19 protein-coding genes are annotated in these 19,470 nt (G+C 38.7%); 7 read left to right on the top strand and 12 right to left on the bottom strand.

The window, feature by feature from the left end; genetic code table 11:
• Positions 1-4 precede the first annotated feature (4 nt).
• The 4 genes from KTV93_RS07855 (at position 5) to serS (ending at position 4,774) form a co-directional block, all read left to right on the top strand.
• Positions 5-1,651 carry an asparagine synthase-related protein gene (locus KTV93_RS07855; RefSeq protein WP_218248405.1) on the top strand — a complete coding sequence of 549 codons (1,647 nt, stop codon included), beginning with the start codon at positions 5-7 and terminating at the stop codon, positions 1,649-1,651.
• Between the two features lie 3 nt (positions 1,652-1,654).
• The gene (locus KTV93_RS07850) at positions 1,655-2,902 is read left to right on the top strand and encodes an oligosaccharide flippase family protein (protein WP_218248404.1); all 1,248 of its coding nucleotides are present in this window, start codon (positions 1,655-1,657) and stop codon (positions 2,900-2,902) included.
• A 15-nt stretch (positions 2,903-2,917) separates the two neighbouring features.
• The gene (locus KTV93_RS07845) at positions 2,918-3,415 is read left to right on the top strand and encodes a hypothetical protein (RefSeq protein ID WP_218248403.1); all 498 of its coding nucleotides are present in this window, start codon (positions 2,918-2,920) and stop codon (positions 3,413-3,415) included.
• 90 nt (positions 3,416-3,505) lie between these two features.
• Entirely contained in the window at positions 3,506-4,774 is a 1,269-nt protein-coding gene (serS, locus tag KTV93_RS07840; RefSeq protein ID WP_218248402.1) for a serine--tRNA ligase, read from the top strand.
• Positions 4,775-4,822: 48 nt separating this feature from the next.
• Here serS and KTV93_RS07835 read toward each other — a convergent pair whose 3' ends face one another.
• From KTV93_RS07835 to KTV93_RS07790, 10 genes are all read right to left on the bottom strand, one after another.
• The gene (locus KTV93_RS07835) at positions 4,823-5,614 is read right to left on the bottom strand and encodes a hypothetical protein (protein WP_218248401.1); all 792 of its coding nucleotides are present in this window, start codon (positions 5,612-5,614) and stop codon (positions 4,823-4,825) included.
• A gap of 100 nt (positions 5,615-5,714) precedes the next feature.
• Positions 5,715-6,344 (bottom strand): hypothetical protein, encoded by a 630-nt coding sequence (locus tag KTV93_RS07830; RefSeq protein ID WP_218248400.1) that lies wholly within the window; start codon positions 6,342-6,344, stop codon positions 5,715-5,717.
• 29 nt (positions 6,345-6,373) lie between these two features.
• Positions 6,374-7,117, bottom strand: a complete 744-nt coding sequence (locus KTV93_RS07825; protein ID WP_218248399.1) for a sulfite exporter TauE/SafE family protein — start codon at positions 7,115-7,117, stop codon at positions 6,374-6,376.
• On the bottom strand, positions 7,108-7,563 hold the full coding sequence (locus KTV93_RS07820) for a FixH family protein (protein ID WP_218248398.1): 456 nt from the start codon (positions 7,561-7,563) through the stop codon (positions 7,108-7,110). Before KTV93_RS07820 ends, KTV93_RS07825 begins: the two co-directional genes overlap by 10 nt.
• 2 nt (positions 7,564-7,565) lie before the next feature.
• Positions 7,566-9,014 (bottom strand): cytochrome c oxidase accessory protein CcoG, encoded by a 1,449-nt coding sequence (gene ccoG, locus KTV93_RS07815; protein WP_218248397.1) that lies wholly within the window; start codon positions 9,012-9,014, stop codon positions 7,566-7,568.
• A 99-nt stretch (positions 9,015-9,113) separates the two neighbouring features.
• Positions 9,114-9,992 (bottom strand): c-type cytochrome, encoded by an 879-nt coding sequence (locus KTV93_RS07810; protein WP_218248396.1) that lies wholly within the window; start codon positions 9,990-9,992, stop codon positions 9,114-9,116.
• A 19-nt stretch (positions 9,993-10,011) separates the two neighbouring features.
• Positions 10,012-10,203 (bottom strand): cbb3-type cytochrome oxidase subunit 3, encoded by a 192-nt coding sequence (locus KTV93_RS07805; RefSeq protein WP_088468216.1) that lies wholly within the window; start codon positions 10,201-10,203, stop codon positions 10,012-10,014.
• Positions 10,204-10,222: 19 nt separating this feature from the next.
• Entirely contained in the window at positions 10,223-12,502 is a 2,280-nt protein-coding gene (ccoN, locus tag KTV93_RS07800) for a cytochrome-c oxidase, cbb3-type subunit I (protein ID WP_218248395.1), read from the bottom strand.
• 5 nt (positions 12,503-12,507) lie between these two features.
• The gene (ccoS, locus tag KTV93_RS07795) at positions 12,508-12,720 is read right to left on the bottom strand and encodes a cbb3-type cytochrome oxidase assembly protein CcoS (protein ID WP_218248394.1); all 213 of its coding nucleotides are present in this window, start codon (positions 12,718-12,720) and stop codon (positions 12,508-12,510) included.
• A 172-nt stretch (positions 12,721-12,892) separates the two neighbouring features.
• On the bottom strand, positions 12,893-15,280 hold the full coding sequence (locus KTV93_RS07790) for a heavy metal translocating P-type ATPase (protein WP_218248393.1): 2,388 nt from the start codon (positions 15,278-15,280) through the stop codon (positions 12,893-12,895).
• Between the two features lie 91 nt (positions 15,281-15,371).
• On the opposite strand from KTV93_RS07790, the gene KTV93_RS07785 reads away from it, so the two are divergent.
• From KTV93_RS07785 to KTV93_RS07775, 3 genes are all read left to right on the top strand, one after another.
• Positions 15,372-16,085, top strand: a complete 714-nt coding sequence (locus KTV93_RS07785) for a Crp/Fnr family transcriptional regulator (protein ID WP_218248392.1) — start codon at positions 15,372-15,374, stop codon at positions 16,083-16,085.
• Between the two features lie 78 nt (positions 16,086-16,163).
• Positions 16,164-16,979 carry a 3-methyl-2-oxobutanoate hydroxymethyltransferase gene (panB, locus tag KTV93_RS07780; protein ID WP_218248391.1) on the top strand — a complete coding sequence of 272 codons (816 nt, stop codon included), beginning with the start codon at positions 16,164-16,166 and terminating at the stop codon, positions 16,977-16,979.
• Complete coding sequence (locus tag KTV93_RS07775) at positions 16,980-17,309, top strand: hypothetical protein (protein ID WP_218248390.1); 330 nt, start codon at positions 16,980-16,982, stop codon at positions 17,307-17,309.
• 1 nt (position 17,310) lies between these two features.
• Here the strand turns inward: KTV93_RS07775 and KTV93_RS07770 are convergent, their stop codons facing one another.
• Together KTV93_RS07770 and KTV93_RS07765 are read right to left on the bottom strand one after the other, a co-directional pair.
• A complete protein-coding gene (locus KTV93_RS07770; RefSeq protein WP_218248389.1) occupies positions 17,311-17,769 on the bottom strand; it encodes a heme-binding domain-containing protein in 459 nt (152 codons plus the stop codon).
• Entirely contained in the window at positions 17,769-19,460 is a 1,692-nt protein-coding gene (locus KTV93_RS07765) for an Ig-like domain-containing domain (RefSeq protein WP_218248388.1), read from the bottom strand. The genes KTV93_RS07770 and KTV93_RS07765 overlap by 1 nt, the downstream gene beginning before the upstream one ends.
• Between the last annotated feature and the right edge of the window lie 10 nt (positions 19,461-19,470).

The following is a 19,470-nucleotide window of genomic DNA, read 5'->3' as shown; positions in this document are numbered from 1 at the left end:
CAGAATGAAAAAAGGATTTTCCATTCAGATTTCAAAGCAAAATATCGTTATAAAATCTTTTATTTCAGGTGAATATGATGATTTTCACCTTCAGACGGAACATTTTGATTTTTTATTGGAAGGCGTTTTACTGAACAAAAAAAAACTCCTTCACGAATATGCGCTAAAAGATTTTGAAACGTTAATCCGCGAACTTTACATTCAGAAAAAGGAGAACATCATTAATGAATTTGAAGGTGAAATCCGCGGATTTATTTACGATAAACTGCGCTCAAAAATTTTTGTATTTACCAATATTACTTCAACACAAAGGGTTTTCCATGGAAAATTCGGGAATGAATTTTTCATTGATACGAGTTTGGTACGACTTAACGAAAGTCTTAAAAATTCCGGCAAAAATTCAAATCCGGACTTTGAATCTCTTTATCAATTTCTCTGTTTCAGCAATTTACCTGAAAAGAAAACTCCGATTGAAGGAATTTCTAAACTTTTGGATGGTCATTATCTCGAAATTACCTGCATTGATTTAAAGGTAGAAGAAAAACAGTACTTTAATCTTTCGGAAACACCCTCGTTTATAGGAAGTAAAACGCAAGCCATCGACAAGATTCATGAAGTCTTTACCGATGCGGTATTGATGGAATATCAGAAAGACACTGAGTTAGGTAAAAATCATCTTTCGCTGCTCAGTGGCGGTTTAGACAGCCGGGTGGCAATGATGTACGCCATTAAAAACAATGAAGTCCCGGAAAATGCGCTCTGTTTTTCACAATCCGGATATTTCGATCATACGATTTCCCGCAAAATAGCGGAAGATTACCGGATTCATTATGAGTTCATTCCTCTGGATGGCGGAAAATTCCTCAAAAAAATTGACGAACTCACTGAGATTTCTGAGGGAATGGTTTTTTATACCGGCGGTATTCATGCGCGACATGCGGTCGAAAAAATGCAGTACGAAAATTTTGGATTATTCCACAGCGGACAGATTGGTGACGGTGTTCTGGGAGGATTTAACACAGAACCGAAACGCAAAAAACCAAGCAGTTTTAAGATTGTTGTCAATCCCAACTACCTCCCGAAGGTTCAGAAAAATTTAGATCAAATTTTAACCGGTTACGAGACTGAGGAGCTATTTCTTCTTAGGAATATAGCGTATAACCGGACAGTTTTGGGAGCGCATGTATTTCAGGAAAAACGGTATCAGACTTCACCGTTTATGTCTAAAGATTTTCTGAAACTCGCCATTTCTCTTCCCGAAGAATGGAAATTCAATCACCGTTTTTATCTCGAATGGATTAACAGGCATTGTAAAGAAGCTACAAAATACCGTTGGGAACGCACGTTACTTAAGCCCGATGCCCCATGGAAAACAGGTTTTGGAGACCAGTTTATCAAAAGAGGTTTTAAAATACTGACAGAAAAAATCCTGAAAATTCCGCAACATGCCAGCATGTATCCGTACCAGTTTTATTACGATAATGATCCGGAAATTCAAAAATATTATCAGAAATATTTCGAAGAAAATTTATACCGAGTTGAGGAGTATCCGGACCTTCTAGACAATGTGAAAGAACTTTTCAGCTCTGCAACATTTCACGACAAATCTCAGGCGGTGAATATTTTAGCCATCTTTAAACTCTTTTTTTAAATTGTGAAAAGTCTACAGGAATTTTTACAGCATTTCTTCAGAAACAAAGGGCAGCATATTTTCCTGTCACTCCTAATTGCGAAGATTTGTGCTTTCCTGGGTTCACTTTTCATCATACGGATTTTACCTGAAAGCGAATTCGGAATCATAAGTATCGTGGCATCGGTATTTGCTGTTTTTGCGCCATTCAGCGGATTCGGAAGTCAGCAGAGTTTACTCAGATTTGGTTCCCTAGGTGATAACTTAATTGAAAAGAAGCATCTTGCAAAATACCTTTTTCTAAAGGGTTTGGGATTCCAGGTCCTGCTCAGCATCATATTTTTAGTGGTCAGCATATTTTATATCGATCGCTATGAGAATGTTTTTCACCTCTTTATCTTCTTTGCATTTCGGCTTATTGGACATTACTTTTTCAACCACATTCAGTCTGAACTAAGGATTTTCGGTAAGAATTCAGAGTTTGCAAAGGTCAACAACGTTGTAAATATTGCAGGAGTTGTTTCTTTACTTATACTCACTTACATTTTCGGTTTGCAAGGCTATTTGGCGGCCTCGGCACTCACTCCGTTTATCGCATTGTTCTGGTTTAAAAAAGAACATTTCTCTTCTTTAACCGAGAATTTTAGTTTCAATAAAAAAGAACTGTGGGATTATGGTTTGCACGCTTCCGGCACAGCTTTGTTGTCTGACGCATTATTTTCCGCTGACGTGCTGATGCTGAGTTTTCTTATGAACGAAAATGCGGTAGCTGACTACAAAGTCGCGATCCTGCTTCCGGCCAATATTACTTTCCTTGCGCTTACATTTATGCAAAGCGATTTTCCGGTTCTGGCAAAAAACTATCAGAATAAACACTTCTTAAGAAACTATATTTCCAACTATTATAAAATATTTTTACCCATTACGGTACTTATACTGGGATTTGGAATCCTGCTAAAATCCGAGATTCTCAAATTTTTCTTCAGTGTAAAATATGATGACAGTTCGTGGGTTTTTGTTATTTTGCTCGCGGGATTTTGCCTCAATATGCTTCTCCGAAACCTTTATGGGAACCTGATTTCTGCAGTGGGTAAAATGAGTGTTAACACAGTTATTTCTGTTTTTACATTAATTCTTTTGCCTCTAATTTCGTTCTTTTTGGTCGGTAAGTACGGAATTACCGGAATGGCTTTGAGTTTAAGCATAACGATGTTAGCAAACGGATTACTCCTGATGATTTACTTTTATACTTACCTTAAAAAACTAAAATAAATTATCTTTGCCTTAATGAAAAATGTATTTTTCCTTTCCCTTCTAATTTTTTTCGCATTGCTGTCGTGCAGAAATGACGAGGCTGGCGTGCAGAAAATTGATCAGATTATCCGTCTCTATATTGATTCTGCGGGACAGGATATGCTTAACAGTAATATCCAAGGAGGTTATACCAATATCAGAATGAATGATGTATACGGACTTACCGACTCGGCACCGGTGAATTTCTCTACTAAAAAAGATCAGGATACGCTGAGTTATATCGAGTACATCGCAGGAGCCAGAAGAATTGGAATAGATTCGACGGGAAATACCAAAACATATGAATCCAGGATTGCCCTTTCATTCACCAAACGTCTTACCGACTCTACCACTGCGTCCGTTAATGATACAATGAAGGTGCAATACAGCTTCACTCCGGAAATATTTCGGGTTACCAAAGTATGGTACAATAATGTTTTGCAGTTCACGAAGGTTGCCGACGAGCCTAATATTGTGAAAATTCAAAAATAATTTCGAGCAAAATCCTCTTTAAAAATAGTAAATTTGCGGGAGCTATTTGATTTTAGACGATCTAAAATCCAAAATCTAAATTTGATTTAAATGTTACAGGTTAATTTTTTGCGCGAAAACAAAGAACGCGTTACAGCAGGTTTAAATAAGAGAAATTTCAAGCAGATAGAATTGGTTGATGAAGCTATTTCTACTGATGATGAAAGAAAAAAACTTCAGTTCGATCTCGATCAGAATCTGGCCGAAATGAATAAAATTTCGAAAGAAATCGGAATTTTAATGAAAGAAGGAAAAAGAGACGAGGCCGAAGCTGCCAAATCAAAAACCGCGGAGTACAAAGAAAATTCCCAAAATATTCAGCAACAATTGAGAGATACAGAAGCAAAACTTGCAGAGATTTTGTACCTGATCCCTAACATACCTTATGAAAAAGTTGTGGCCGGAACAACTGCCGACGACAACGAAATAATTTACCAGTCCCATGATGTTGAAGGCCTGGGAGAAGGTGCGATCCCGCACTGGGAACTCGCGAAAAAATACAGTTTGATCGATTTCGAACTGGGCGTGAAAATTGCGGGTGCTGGTTTTCCGGTGTATTTCGGAAAAGGAGCCAGACTTCAGCGCTCTTTAGTACAGTATTTTCTTGATAAAAACACGGATGCGGGTTATCTTGAAGTAAATCCGCCACACGTGGTAAATGAAGCTTCCGGCTACGGTACAGGCCAGCTTCCTGACAAGGAAGGTCAAATGTATTTCGCCAACGAAGACAACTTATATCTAATTCCGACCGCAGAAGTTCCGGTAACCAATTTATACCGCGATGTTTTGCTTGACGAAAAGGATTTACCTATAAAAAATACAGCATTTTCGCAGTGTTACAGACGTGAAGCTGGAAGTTACGGTGCTCACGTACGTGGTTTGAACCGCCTTCATCAGTTCGAGAAAGTAGAAATCGTACGTCTGGAAAAGCCCGAAAATTCTTATGCTGCACTGGAAGAAATGGTGGAGCATGTAAAATCTATTTTGGTGGATCTGGAACTTCCTTTCAGAATTCTGAGACTTTGCGGCGGCGACATGGGGTTCACTTCAGCGATGACCTACGATTTCGAGGTTTGGAGTGCGGCGCAGGAAAAATGGCTTGAGGTGTCTTCTGTTTCCAACTTTGAAACCTTCCAGGCAAACCGGTTGAAATGCAGATTTAAAAGCGAAGGAAAAACACAGTTAGTCCACACCTTGAATGGCTCTGCAATGGCTTTGCCAAGAATTATGGCAGCACTTCTGGAAAATAACCAAACAGAAAACGGAATTAAAATTCCGGAAAAAATTGCAGCATACACAAAATTTGATCTTATCGATTAAGAAGTGACTTATATTTACAAAAAAACCACCGGCATATCGGTGGTTTTTTTATTCTGTAGTAATAATTATTTTTTGGTCTTTGTTGGTAAGGGCTTTTCCGCCGTCAAGCAGGTCTTTGCTCCTGACGCTGATCTGTATGGTTTTATTATCTATTTGTTTCACAAAATCATGTTTGCCCACGATCGTCTTAATCGGTTTCTGAAATTTCATTGTACTCGTAAGATTCATATTAAACATCTTCATCATTCCGGCTATTCCCTGAGCCATTTGTCGTCCATAAGCCTCCAGTGAATCGCTCTTGGACTTAGGTTTACCTGTTTCTTCTCCCGGTGTATTTTTAGCAATTTCATTGAGGAATTCAGTTGAATTGAACTTATCGGTGTCAATGGTCAGAACTTTGCCATTCCAGCTTGCTACGTTCTGAAGAGGCAGGTTTTTCAGCTGTTTACTCTGTGACAGAAGGCTGGCGATTTCTCCGGGTAAAAGTTTATCGTATTTTAGAGAAAGTCCGTAAACTTCACCCTTTTCTTTATTAACTTTCAGAAAAAGTTTCTGCAGTACTTTAGCTGAATCTTTGTTAAGCGTAATTTTCCCGTCTTTCTGGATATCGTACAAACTCTTCCATTCTGTGGAAAGAGCGCTGAGTTCTTTTGAATTTTTAATCAGACCTTGATTCTCGCCCATCATATTCATCATTCCGAGCATGCTTTGATCCATCAGAATGTTGGACTCCATACTGGTTGCTGCATCCTTATAATAAGTAGTTTCTGTATTTACAGAGCACGACTGCAACACAACAACTGCAAGCGCTGACACCCAACTTCTTAAGTGATTAATCATTTCTTTCTTTTTTACGTACTGCATTTGGATTCAAATTCTGTACCTAAGTTAAAATTCAGAGAAGTGGGAAAAAAGGTATGATCGTGACTGAATTTAGAACTTACTCGATTTTATCTGAAGTAAGTTGAAAATAAGAAATCTCCAGAGCTAAACCTGCAACGAGATCTGAATCTTGCTGTCTTCTCCATTCTTTGCTTCTTGAATAAAGATTTACCTTATTATCTGTGAAGCCTGAAATTGTAGGATTATAAGGTAATTTTGCAGCCGATATTTTACCTTTCATTTCGTTCTCTTTAGATAAAACCCATTCAAAGCCGACAAAATATCCGTTCTCTGGAACTTTAATTTTAAGTTTTGATAAATCAGCAGTAACAAATGACTTGTGAGCTGGAATGTTTACAAGAAACTTTGCACCCTCAAGTATTTCTCCCGGCAAACCTCTGTTGTTTTTATAAATGCAAAGGTAAATTTGTGATGAATTCTCAGTGAAATTGATACTCTTGAATTTGATATAATGAAAATACTGCTGGTTTTTCTCAGCGACATTACTTCCTACAAAAGTTGCATATGCCTGCTTGTCGAAGCTTCCCATCACTCCTATTCCAACATCTGAAGCTGGCACTTTTTCATATTTAATTGAAATATCTTCATCGAAAAACTTTTCATTTTTTTTCTGAGAAAATATGATGGAACTTACTATAAGCAGGAAGAAAGTAAATTTTGAATCCATTCGTGTTGTTTAGATTCAAATATACATATTTAATGACAGGTTTCGTGATTGCCCTGCTGATGTTCCGGAGAATCGTTATGAATGATGTGTAACGCCTCCTCTTTTGGAGAAATATATGGAATCCCGAGTTCCAGACCGCGAAGGATGAAAAGTCCGCCTAAAACGAGCATCATCACTGGAACGAATTTCAGGATTCTGATTCTGAATGCTGTAGTCATCAAGTTCCCGAGCAAAACAACAAAAAACATGAATGGTAAAGTTCCAAGACCAAACAATGCCATAAAAGTGGCTCCCTGCCATATTCCGCCAGCTGCCAAACTTGCTGTAAGCGCCATGTAAACCATGCCGCACGGTAAAAAACCGTTAAGAATTCCGGTGCTGAAACGCGATCTGTAATCAGCCTTCTGCATAAATTTTCCAAGATTCATTTTCACCTTGAAAAGAAACTTTGATAAAAACGGAATTTTAGAAGCAAAATCCTTACCGCCAAAAGAAAACACTGCCATGATCACGAGGAGAATCCCGGCAAGAATCGTTAAATATTTCTGAAATCCGGCCATCTCAAAACCTTTACCTAAAATACCCAGCAACGCTCCTAGTAACGAATAGGTCACAATTCGCCCAAACTGGTAAGTTAGGTTCTGAAGATAATAATTGGTTGCCTGCTTCTTGGTTAAACCCAATGACAGCGCTATAGGACCGCACATACCGATACAGTGGAAACCCGAAGCGAATCCCAAAGCCAGAGCAGAAAAAATAAGTGCTATTTCCATTGGATGTCGTAATCGACCTGATAAGGTTTTTTATTGTTTTTCCATTTCACTTTTAAAGTATATGAGCCTGGGAAAATCACTTTTGCAGGAATCTGAAACTGGTTTTTACCATCAAGCGTGATGTCTTTTTTTACATCAAGATTGGAATCATCGGTTCTGAAAAGTTCAAAATGAACATTTGAATTTTCAGGCTTCACATTTTGTGGAATGGTTAAGGTTATTCCCGCAGCATTCTGTATATAAACTGGTTTTTCGCTAAGCAAATCCGCGTTATTTTTAGCATCGATGATTTCCTGATACGCAAGTTCATCTTCATAATAACTGTCGGATATAAGTTCAGAGTTTTGCATCCCGTTCGAATACACGAAAATCATAAATAAAATAAAGGACATAAATAAGCCAAGCGCTACAATAACACCGTGTCCCCAGCTAAAATTTTTGAACATAATTAAAATTGGAATTTAAATGGACCTTCAAAATACGTTTCGAAGGTGTCGAGAAGTTCACCTTTCTGATCGTAAACGCCGATTATTACATTTTGTTTAGACAGTTTTACTTCTTTTTCAGGGAAACTAACATTTACCGTTCCTTTGGTCATCTGATCTTTTTTGAGAAGAATCTTATTGGTATCACTTATGGTAATTTCACCGTGAAGCGGCTCGATGATTTTGATTGTAACCAGCTGATCTTTGTTGGATTTATTAAGGAACGTATAATTATAGGTATTGTTTATTTTTCCGTCTCTCACGAAGAATGATGAGCCAGCAGGTTTAATAAACTTAGCCTCCATTGAACCCCGGTTGTTCAGAAGAAAACCTAAAAATCCAATCATGAGAAGCAGCACGACAGAGTATGCCTGCATTCTTCCTGTAAACTTAAACTTAGTCTCTTTCTCGATCTCATCTTCGGTCGCATAGCGAATAAGACCTTTCGGGAGTCCAACCTTTACCATCACTTCATCACAGGCATCAATACAGGCGGTACAGTTAACACATTCCAACTGCTGACCATCTCTGATGTCAATTCCTGTAGGACATACAACAACACATTGATTACAGTCGATACAGTCTCCTTTTCCACCTGCCCTTCTGTCTTCGCCTTTTCGCCATTTTGCGCGGTTTTCACCTCTTTTAAAATCGTAATATACATTGATGGTCTGCTTATCGATGAGTACGCCCTGCAATCTGCCATAAGGACAAACGAGGGTACAAACCTGCTCTCTGAACCATGCAAAGGTGAAATAAAATGCAGCAGTGAAAATGATCATCACCAGAAAACTCGTAAAGTTGGTGAAGGGCCCTTCTTTAATCATTTTAAAGACACCCTGATACCCCACAATATACATAAACATCCAATGGGTGATGATGAGTGAAATGACAATAAAAACAGACCATTTTAAAGAGCGCTTCCATATCTTCTCTGAATTCCATTCCTGACGGTCGAGTTTCATCTGTTTGTTACGGTCTCCCTCGATCAGGTAATCAATTTTACGGAAAATCATTTCGAGGAAGATAGTTTGAGGACAGATCCATCCACAGAATATCCTTCCGAAAACAACAGTAAATAAAATAATAAATACGATTGAGGTGATAGCTCCCAGTGCGAGAATGAAAAAATCCTGGAGGTAAAATGGCTGGCCACCAATGAAAAACTGCCGGTCGACTACATTTATGAGAAGGAAAGGATTACCGTTAACTTTTATGAACGGAAGTGCAAAGAAAATTGCCAGAAGAAACCAGGCTACAAGAGTACGGTAATTGGTATATCTTCCGCTGGGTTTCCGGGGGAATACCCACCGTCGTTTCCCTGCCTGATCCATGGTTCCCACAGAATCTCTGAAAGTTTCTGCTTCTACTACTTGCCCCTGTCCGCCTCTGAAGTTCTGATCTTCCGACATTTTTCTTACTATTTTTTAAAACGAAAAACATAATCCGTTATCTGCTTTTACAAAGATAACGAATTATGTTTTTTCAAGTTATACAGATTATGTTAAACTTTATTTCTCCCAGTTTGCTGGCGTACCCTGTGGTGCTGCACCTCCTTTATCCTGTGTTACAGGTGGCTGCTCCTGGTTAATGTGATAAATATATGCCGCTACATTCTGAATATCGAATCCTGTAAGGACACCGTTTTTCCCGAATGCCTGCATTGTTGGATTATTCGGGCTTCCGTTTTCAACCATATGGAATACATTTTTGAATAAAGTTTTCTCCGGCTGGTTAATCCATGTGTTATCTGTTAAGTTCGGACCGATTCCACCTTTACCTCCGTCACTGTGACATGATACACAGTTCGTTTTGAAAACCTCTTCACCCGCCGCAATATTATCCGGTGAGTAAACGGCGTTTTCAATTGTTGGAGGCGGAGTATTCTTCATATACTCAGCAATGCTTGCAGTCTGCGCCTTGTATTCTTCGTCATATTCAACACCCTGATGCGCAAAATCTGTCAAGAAATACGAAACCATATACACCGCACAATAAGCAACACCGAACCAGAATAGCCCCAACCACCATTTTGGCAACTGGTTATCCAACTCCATAATCCCATCAAAACCATGGTCGATAAGTATATCTTTCTCTTCTGTGGCTGACTGTTTTTTAAATGCACTGTTATAAAGCGCTTTAAAATAAGGCACTTTTTTAGATTCTATATACAATTTCTTATCTTCTTCTGAAAGCGCTTTAAACTTTGCGTTTTCAACCAGATCACCAATTGAGTGCTGAATCAGTGCTATTATTGCAGCAATGATTACTGTTCCCCAAAAATATGGTGATGACAGGAAAGAAGAATTCTGAACAAACATATAGAGTACAATATATAATAGGCACACTATAATGAGAATGGTTATATAAACCGGTGTTCTTTGTTTCATTGTGGGTTAGTTTATAAAATTATAAGTTTTTATCTTCAATATCATCATCTAAAGGTGCGTTGGCCTCTTCATCATAATGTTTCTTCGGACGTGAAAAAACATAGTATACAATCCCCAGAAAAAAGAAAAGAAACAGCAACATTGCCAATGTCTGGTAAAAACCGACATTTTCGCCGTTGGAAAGAATATCTTTTACATTTTGTGGTATCATTTAGGCACTTTTTTAATGATTAATTTGAACTTGCTGTTTTAATTTCTGTAGTTTTAATATCTGTACCTAATCTTTGCAGGTAAGCAATCAAAGCAACAATCTCTTTCTTTTCAAGTGGGGTAAAGTTCGCGCCTTCAGCGGCTTTTCTCTGCTCATAAGCCAGTTTCACATCAGCTGCTTCAGAATAAATCTGCTTAACAATGAATGCTGCCTGGTTATCTGCCCACTGATCTGCTGAATCTATCTGCGCAGTTGTATAAGGAACATCAAATGCATTTTTCATCAGTTTCACTTTATCCACCATTTTACTTCTGTCCAGATCGTTGGCGATTAACCATGGATATCGTGGCATAATTGATCCTGCTGAAGTAACCCTTGGATTAAGCATGTGTTTGTAATGCCATGAACTTGGGTTTTTACCACCCTGACGGTGCAAATCCGGACCTGTTCTTTTTGATCCCCAAAGGAATGGTCTGTCGTACACAAATTCACCTGCTTTAGAGTACTGTCCGTTTTTCCCGTTAAATCTTACTACCTCATCTCGGAAAGGTCTGATCATTTGCGAGTGACATGAATTACATCCTTCTCTGATATAAAGGTCTCTACCTTCAAGTTCTAATGGTGAGTAAGGTTTTACTGCAGCAATGGTAGGAACATTATCCTTAATTGCCAGAGTTGGAACAATCTCTATGAAACCACCAATCGCAACCGCTACAAATGAAAGTACCGTTAAAAGTATAGGAGTTCTTTCTAACCATAAGTGAAGTCCTTCTCCCTCTTTTCTTTTCTTGGTAACATTTGCCAAAGCTGGTGCTTCTGCAGGAACTTCTTTCTGGAAAGATCCCTGTCTTACTGTAGCAATAACATTAATAACCATTAAAACCGCTCCGGAAATATATAGGAATCCACCTACAAATCTCATTTGGTAATATGGAATAATCGCTGTAACAGTATCAAGCCAGTTTTTATAAACTAAAGTTCCGTCTGGATTAAACTGTTTCCACATCAAACCTTGTGTAAATCCTGCGATATATAAAGGTACTGCGTAGAAAATAATTCCTAAAGTACCTAACCAGAAATGCCAGTTAGCTAATTTCACAGACCAAAGTTTTGTCCGCCATAGGATCGGTAATAAGAAATATACCATACCGAATGTCATAAATCCGTTCCACCCAAGGGCTCCAACATGAACGTGACCGATAACCCAGTCTGTATAGTGACCGATTTTGTTAAGTGTTTTTGTAGCTAAAAGAGGTCCTTCAAAAGTTGCCATACCATAACAGGTAACTGCAACAACAAAGAATTTAAGAACCGGATCTTCACGAACTTTGTCCCAAGCGCCTCTTAAAGTAAGAAGTCCGTTCAGCATTCCTCCCCAAGATGGTGCAATAAGCATAATAGAGAATCCTGTTGCCAAAGCCTGCGCCCAGCCCGGTACTGCAGTATACTGTAAGTGGTGAGGACCAGCCCAGATATAAACAAATATTAGTGACCAGAAGTGAATAATCGATAATTTATAAGAGAATACAGGTCTGTTGGCTGCTTTAGGTAAGAAATAATACATCAAACCGAGAACTGGCGTTGTCAATACAAAAGCTACCGCGTTATGGCCGTACCACCACTGTACTAATGCATCTTTTACCCCTGCATAAGCAGAGTATGATTTCCAGCCTACGAAAGACAAAGGAACCTCTAAGTTATTGAAAATATGAAGCATTGCGATCGCTACCCAAGTTCCAAGATAGAACCAGATTGCAACATAAAGGTGACGCACTCTTCTTTTTGCGATGGTTCCGAACATATTGATACCGAAAATCACCCAGATAATGGTAATTAAAATATCAATAGGCCATTCGTGCTCTGCATATTCTTTGGAAGTATTGATTCCCATGAGGAAAGTGATCACAACAGCTACAATCATCAGCTGCCATCCCCAGAAGTGAATCCATGAAAGGGTATCGCTGTACATTCTGGTTTTAAGCAAACGCTGCATTGAGTAGTAAGCACCTGCAAAGAAACCGTTGCAGACGAATGCGAAGATTACAGCGCTGGTATGCAGCATCCTGATCCGGCCAAAACCAAATGCACCCTGAGAATTAATAAGTCCCTGCAGGTTGCCGCTTTGTAAACTTACGATCGTGGGATCATCGGTTCCGAGAAAAAATTCAGGCAGTTCCGGATAGAAAAGCATCCATGCGGCAGTAAGTCCCAATAAAAAACCGACAAGCCCGAAGACTACGGTTGCATAAAGAAACGCCCGCACAATACTGTTGTCATAACTAAACTTTTGTGTTTCCATATTAACTAATCACTTTTTGCTTCTGTTTTATTTTTTAATTCTGGTTTTTCTTGATCGGATTCAGGTTCCTCTTTTATGATTTCTGAATCAAGCAGGATTCTTACCGCAGGGGATTCATCGTCCTCGAACTGGCCTTTTTTTACGTTGATGATAAAAACAATCAAAAAGACTACGGCCAGCGACACGCTGCAAAGAATCATTAAATATAATATATCCATGTGCGGTGCAAATTTAGGGATAAACCGGTTCAAATTTACTCAAAAAATATGATATTCCTCAAGAAACGTTAAAGTTTGTTAATTTAAAATCCCTCTAAATAGTAACAGGACCTTACGTAAACTTTTGATTCTGAATTATGTAAAGCCAAACCATATTTTTTTTATCGGTTTTCTATCTCAATTTAAAATATTTAGTACTCCTCCACCAGGTGGAAATCGAAGTAAATGCTACAACGCTTATCGAGCTTATCGGCATTAAGATCGCCGCAAACAATGGCGACATGTGACCTGTAACCGCAAAACTCAACCCGATGATATTATAAAAAAAACTGATTGCAAAGGTCATTTTTACAATTACCATGGCGTCCTTTGAAAAACTCAGGTAATCGTTCAGTTTCTCCAGTTTTTCACCGGACATAATCACATCCGAGGAAGGGGTAAAGGAATTTGTATCATCTGCCACCGCAATTCCTACGTTACTTTGTTTAAGTGCACCCGCATCATTGAGTCCATCGCCAAGCATCGCAACTTTTTCGTTTTGGTCCTGCAGGTTTTTTATATAATTCAGTTTGTCTTCCGGATTCTGGTTAAAAGCCATTCCATCAAAATCGGGAATGATTTTTTTAAGCTGTGCCTCCTCCGAAGCATTGTCGCCGCTCAAAACATGAACCCGGTAACCCGCAAGATTTTTAAATAAGGTGCTCAGGTTTTTACGGTATTCATTCTTAAAAACAAATTTCCCAATGAAAGTATTGTTCTTGCTTATATACACCGCCGTTTCCAGGTTTTTAGATTCTTCGCCAACTAATTTTGCAGAACCAATCTTATAATTTATCCCACGTACTTCTGCTTCGTAGCCTTTGCCGGGAGTTTCTGCAAACTTTTCTACCGGAAAATATTCGTCCTCAACTTTCAGGAAGTCATATAACGCTTTTGACAGAGGATGGTTTGAATTTTTTACGAGCGATTTAATATTTTTGAGATCAAAATCTTCAATCTCATTACCTTCAAAGTGAATATTCGCCTCTTTATTATGAGTAATGGTACCGGTTTTATCGAAAACCAAAGTATTTATTTTCGATATTTTTTCGATGGTTAAAGTATCTTTTACGTAGAATTTATTCCTGCCCAAAATCCGCATCACATGTCCGAAAGTAAATGGAGCCGAGAGCGCCAGCGCACAGGGACAGGCAATAATAAGAATTGCCGCTACAACCTGAAACATTTTCTCGAAATCGATTCTTCCCCAATATATCCCGGCAATCAAGGTGATTCCTAAAATGATAAAAGTGAAATATTTAGAAATATGGTTGGTCAATGTGTCCAAGCCGGTCTCATGTTTTCGGAACGCTTCTTTGTTCCATAATTGAGTTAAATAACTCTGGTTGACCGTTTTAATCACCTCAAGTTCCAGCGCTGAACCCACCTGCTTACCGCCGGCAAAAATCTTGTCGCCAGGTTTTTTAGGAACAGACGCACTTTCACCGGTGATAAAACTGTTATCGATATTTCCTTCTCCATTAATTAAAATAGCATCAACCGGAATAATTTCCTGATTACGCACCATAATCCGGTGGCCGATTTTCAGATCCGAAAGTAAAATATTTTCCTGCTTTCCGTTAAAATCAACCTTAGTTACAGCAATCGGATAAAAAGATTTGTAATCCCGGTCGTAAGAAAGCGCGCTGTAAGTTCTCTTCTGAAAGAGTTTGCCTAAAAGCATGAAAAACAGCAGTCCGCAAAGCGTATCGAAGTATCCGGGACCATAATCGGTTACAACTTCATAAATACTTCTACCGTAAAGCATGATGATTCCCAAAACAATAGGAACATCAATATTTACAATTTTATTTTTTAAACCGAACCAGGCAGATTTAAAATAATCCGAAGCTGAATAAAAAACAACTGGTGTTGCCAACAGAAAAGTAATAAATCGGAAAAGATTTTTATACTGCTCCATCCAGAAATCGGTTGTTCCCATTACCTGGGCAGCGTATTCCGGATACACAAACAGCATTCCGTTACCAAACGCAAAACCTGCGACTGCAAGTTTAATGATCAGAGATTTGTCTAAAGATTCTTCCTTCTTTTCCGCACTCTCCAGATTCACAACAGGCTTATAACCCAAACTCGTCAGGAATTTCGCCAACTCACTTAATTTCAATTCATTATGGTTGAATGAAATCTGCACCGTTTTTCTGGTGAAGTTTACCTGCGAATAATTAATGTTTGGATTCAGAGTCTGCAGACTTTCTAACAGCCATATACATGACGAACAGTGAATTACAGGAATTTTAAAATTAACAAGACTCGTATTTCCTTCCGAAAAATCAGTCACTTTGTCGAAAATTTCCTGGGTATCCAGGTAATCGAACTGTGAATTAGCTTCATCGCTCGGGCGGATTCCCGACCGTTTATTAAGTTCATAAAAATCCTGCAGATTATTAAGATTAAGGATTTCATAAACCGATTTGCAACCATTGCAGCAGAAAACCTTTTCATCGAATGAAATTCGCTCTTTTTCAATATTTTGTCCGCAATGGAAACAGTTTTCAGGCATTTTATATAAAAAATTTCATGCAAAATTATGATAAATAAATTTGTGCCGAGGTTATAAATACCCTATTTTTGCTGATAAATGTCATAAAAATATGTCGTTAGAAAAACAAACGTTAATTGAGGAAAGTCTCTTAAAGGTGTTCAGTGATGAGTCCTTTCAGGAAATGCTTTCGCCGGAAGATTATAAAAATTATATTTCCGTAAAACAGAATCTTAAATTTCATAAAGGCGAAACCATCTTCGAGGATGGCGGAACTCCAAACGGAGTTTTTTTCCTCAAAAAAGGAACAGCGAAACTTTCAAAACAAGGCGTTTATGGCAAGGAACAAATCCTGCGCTTCATTAAGGAAGGCGATTTAATCGGTTACCGTTCTCTGCTTTGCGGTGAACAGTTTCAGGCAAAAGCCGAAGCGATGACTGATGTGGAGGCAACCTTTTTGCCATCGGAAATTTTCCTTCACCTTCTGGAAGTTGGCCCTAAGCTGTCCTTCGTAATGTTACAGAAAATTGCGTTCGAACTCGGTGAATCTTCTAACACAGTTACATTTTTGGCACAGAAAACCGTGCGCGAAAGGCTTGCCGAAATTTTGCTTTTACTTGAGCAGAAATTAGGAACTGATCCTGAAGGGTTCATTAAAATCTCATTAACGAGAGAAGAAATTGCCAACATCATCGGAACTGCGACTGAAAGTGCAATACGCCTGATTTCTGAATTCAAACAGGACGAACTCATTGAAGTGGAAGGCCGAAACATCAAGATTTTAAATCACGAGAAACTCATCAAACTGGGTCACGTAACGCTATAAATAATTTGTGAATTGCGGGTGGAATGATCGATTCATTCCACTTTCGTTTCACAGAAGCCAAATATAAATTCATCAGCCATGTCTGTACATTCTGAAATAAAAAAGATTACCACCGAGACTTTGCGGAAAATGAAATTCGACAAAGAGAAAATCACCATGCTTACTGCATACGATTTCACGACTGCTAAAATGGTGGATGCAGGCGGTGTAGATTCAATCCTTATCGGAGATTCTGCTGCCAATGTGATGGCCGGTTTCGAGACCACACTTCCTATTACGCTCGATCAGATGATTTATCACACGCAGTGCGTTTCCCGTGGTGTCGAAAGAGCTTTGATCGTTGCTGATTTACCGTTCGGCACTTACCAAAGTAATTCAGAAAAAGCACTCGAATCTGCAGTACGGATGATGAAGGAAGGTGGTGCTCATGCTGTGAAAATTGAAGGTGGAATTGAAATTGAAGATTCCATAAGAAAAATCGTAAACGCCGGAATTCCTGTGATGGGACATTTGGGATTAACGCCTCAATCAATTTACAAGTTCGGAACTTATAAAGTTCGTGCTAAGGAAGATGCAGAAGCCGAAAAACTGCTGAACGATGCCAAACTTCTGGAAGAACTGGGCTGTTTTGCTTTGGTTCTGGAAAAAATTCCTGCAAATTTGGCGAAAAAGGTTTCAGAAAGCATCTCCATCCCGACCATCGGAATTGGTGCCGGACCGGATTGCGACGGACAGGTTTTGGTATACCACGACATGGTGGGAATGAATCAGGGCTTTTCACCAAAATTTTTAAGAAGATATTTAGACTTATACACCGAAATCACGGGCGCCGTTTCACAATACGTAAAAGATGTAAAAACCGCTGATTTCCCTAACAAAACCGAAAGCTATTAAATGAATACCAATACACAAGCCATTCAGGGAATATTATCTATCGCAGCTTTAATCTGCCTTATCGTAGGCTTCTTCGACCTGTTTTCCCCGGAAATCAACAATTTGCTTTATCACAGATTATTTTATGTTTTAATCGGGGCGAGTTTCTTTTTTCAGGCACCTACTTTAACGAATAAAAACCTGCTATATCCGATGTATGCGGCAGCGGCACTTTGTATCATCGGTGCATTTTTACCTCAGGATTCTAAATTTATCGCCATAAAAACCATTGGTCTTTTTGCCGGCGTAATTCTTTCCATCTTCAACAGACCTAGACAGGTAAGACGATAAACTAGTACTTTGCTGATTTCAGGATACTTTCGAAGTAATTTGTGAGTAAATTTCTTTCGGCGGCGGTAAGATTGGCCTTAGGATGCTGTGCGATATATCCTACGGAAGGCATGGTATAATCCTTTATGGAATGTACTGAATTCTGCAGCATGCTTTTCTTAAGATCCTGATTATAATTTCCCCATTCAGAGAAGTTTAGGTGTTCCCGACCTTCACTCACATGGTTTTTAATCGACCATGAAACCGGCGCTACATAAGCGTAATCGGGATATACGGTTTCATTGGAATGACAGTCGTAACAGGCATTTTTCAAAAGATTTTTAACCGCTGGCGTTGTATCGAAAACTGCAACGAAATTTACTTTCTGATCCACCGGCTTATTGGTTCTGTCGACCGGAATAAACTGAATCAAAGCAATCACGATAAGCGACCAGTAAACGATAGTTTTAAAAGTTTTCATTAAGGTTTTTCAGGCTGTTCTGGCAGCGTTGGTGTTTGAGGATTTTCCGGAGCAGCTGTAATTTCAGAAGCCGCAGGTTCAGTAGACTGGAGATTCCATTTTTCTCGGATTTCCCAGAGTGCTCTTATTTCCACAGTTTTTTCAAAAACATATACATCTTCCGCAAATTCACCAGAAGCAAAATCCGCAGAATCCCATATTCCGTTTTCGTTATTATCAACTAAAATTCTTAACTGGTATTTTCCGGGTTTCAGTGAACCGAAAGTGAGGTTAGTTTCTTTGCCATATCTTGAATATGAAACCGCGCCATTTTCGGAGAGCAACTGCAGCCAAAAACTTTTCTCAGGAGCATTTTCAAGTGTAATCACCAGTGTTCCGTAATTTTCCGTTTTATCAGCTTCAAAATCGAAGCGGTAAGACTTCACAATCGTTTCATAGAAAGAAGAAACCGTTTCTTTAGGTACGGTTAAAGAGTATTTTTTGCCTTCCTTGAACTGCGATTTAATCTGAATTTCAAAAGGATTTTTGTCAGAAATCTGAGCAGTGAATTCCTGCTGAATACTGTCGGAAACCAATGTCCATTTTTCAGGCTGAATTTTATCAATAAAATAATTGGAACTGAATACAAAATCCTGATTAGGAGGTAAAATATTACCTTTTGAATTAGAAATCGCCATTTCGTTCTTTGTATTCAGGCGGTAAAAAACCGAAACGGTATCCTGCTTCAGGCCATCATCATAACTGAATTTCATATTCTCGCTACTCGCAATTCCTAAATTAAGCTTTTTAGCATCAAACCAGATATTTACAGAATCTGATTTTGGGGAGTGGGTCACTTTGTAATCCTGCAGTTTATCATTTAGAGAAAGTACTTTTACGTTTTGCGGATTGCCTTCGAAAATCATTAAAATTCCACCGGGAGTTTCTTTCATCTCTACATATTTCTGCGGTTTCCTTGATGGATAAAGGTTGAGTTTGAGGCCAGAAATATTTTTATCTAAAACGATTTTCTCTTTCAGAAAACTTACTTTCTCTTTTCCGGCATCGTAAACAGAGTTGGAATTGCTGTCTTCAAAAGCTAAAATTCTGTAAGTTCCGGGCGAAAGATAATTCAGTTCAAAATATCCATCGGGATCAGCTTTAGTAATATAATAAGGTTTCTGGCGGTAATCCATAGAATCTTTGTCCTGATATAGCCCAACGACCAAACTGGATTCGGCTGAATTTGATTCCTTGTCCTTTATTAAACTTTTCAGTTCACCGCTGATATACAGATCATCGATTTTTTCGCCGGTAGAAAACGCAAAATTATAATACTGTAGCGGGTTCCCTTCATTATTATCTACAATAGCGTTCCCGAAATTGAAATTATACGTGGTATTTGCCTGAAGCGTATCTTCCCATTTAATCAGAAGGTATTTATTGGCCATTCCCGACGGAAGAATCTTAGTCATTTTCTGAAGCGGCGGAGAGATAATCAACTGCTTGTTGATTTCTTTAAGCGTAATATACTCATCAAAATCAATACGCAGTTCCTTAATATCCCGCGGGACGTTAACTCTGGAAGTATCGATATTCGTACTGATGACTTTCGGCGGAATAGAATCCTTCACACCGCCAACCGGCGAACCTACCCTTGCACAGGACAGTAAAAGGAGATTTAAGATGAAAAGAAAACCCAGTTTCTTCATTAAATAATTT

This window comes from Kaistella faecalis, from assembly GCF_019195395.1.
Lineage (GTDB): Bacteria > Bacteroidota > Bacteroidia > Flavobacteriales > Weeksellaceae > Kaistella > Kaistella faecalis.
Note: the sequence above shows the minus strand (reverse complement) of the source record. Positions and strands in the feature narration are given on the sequence as shown.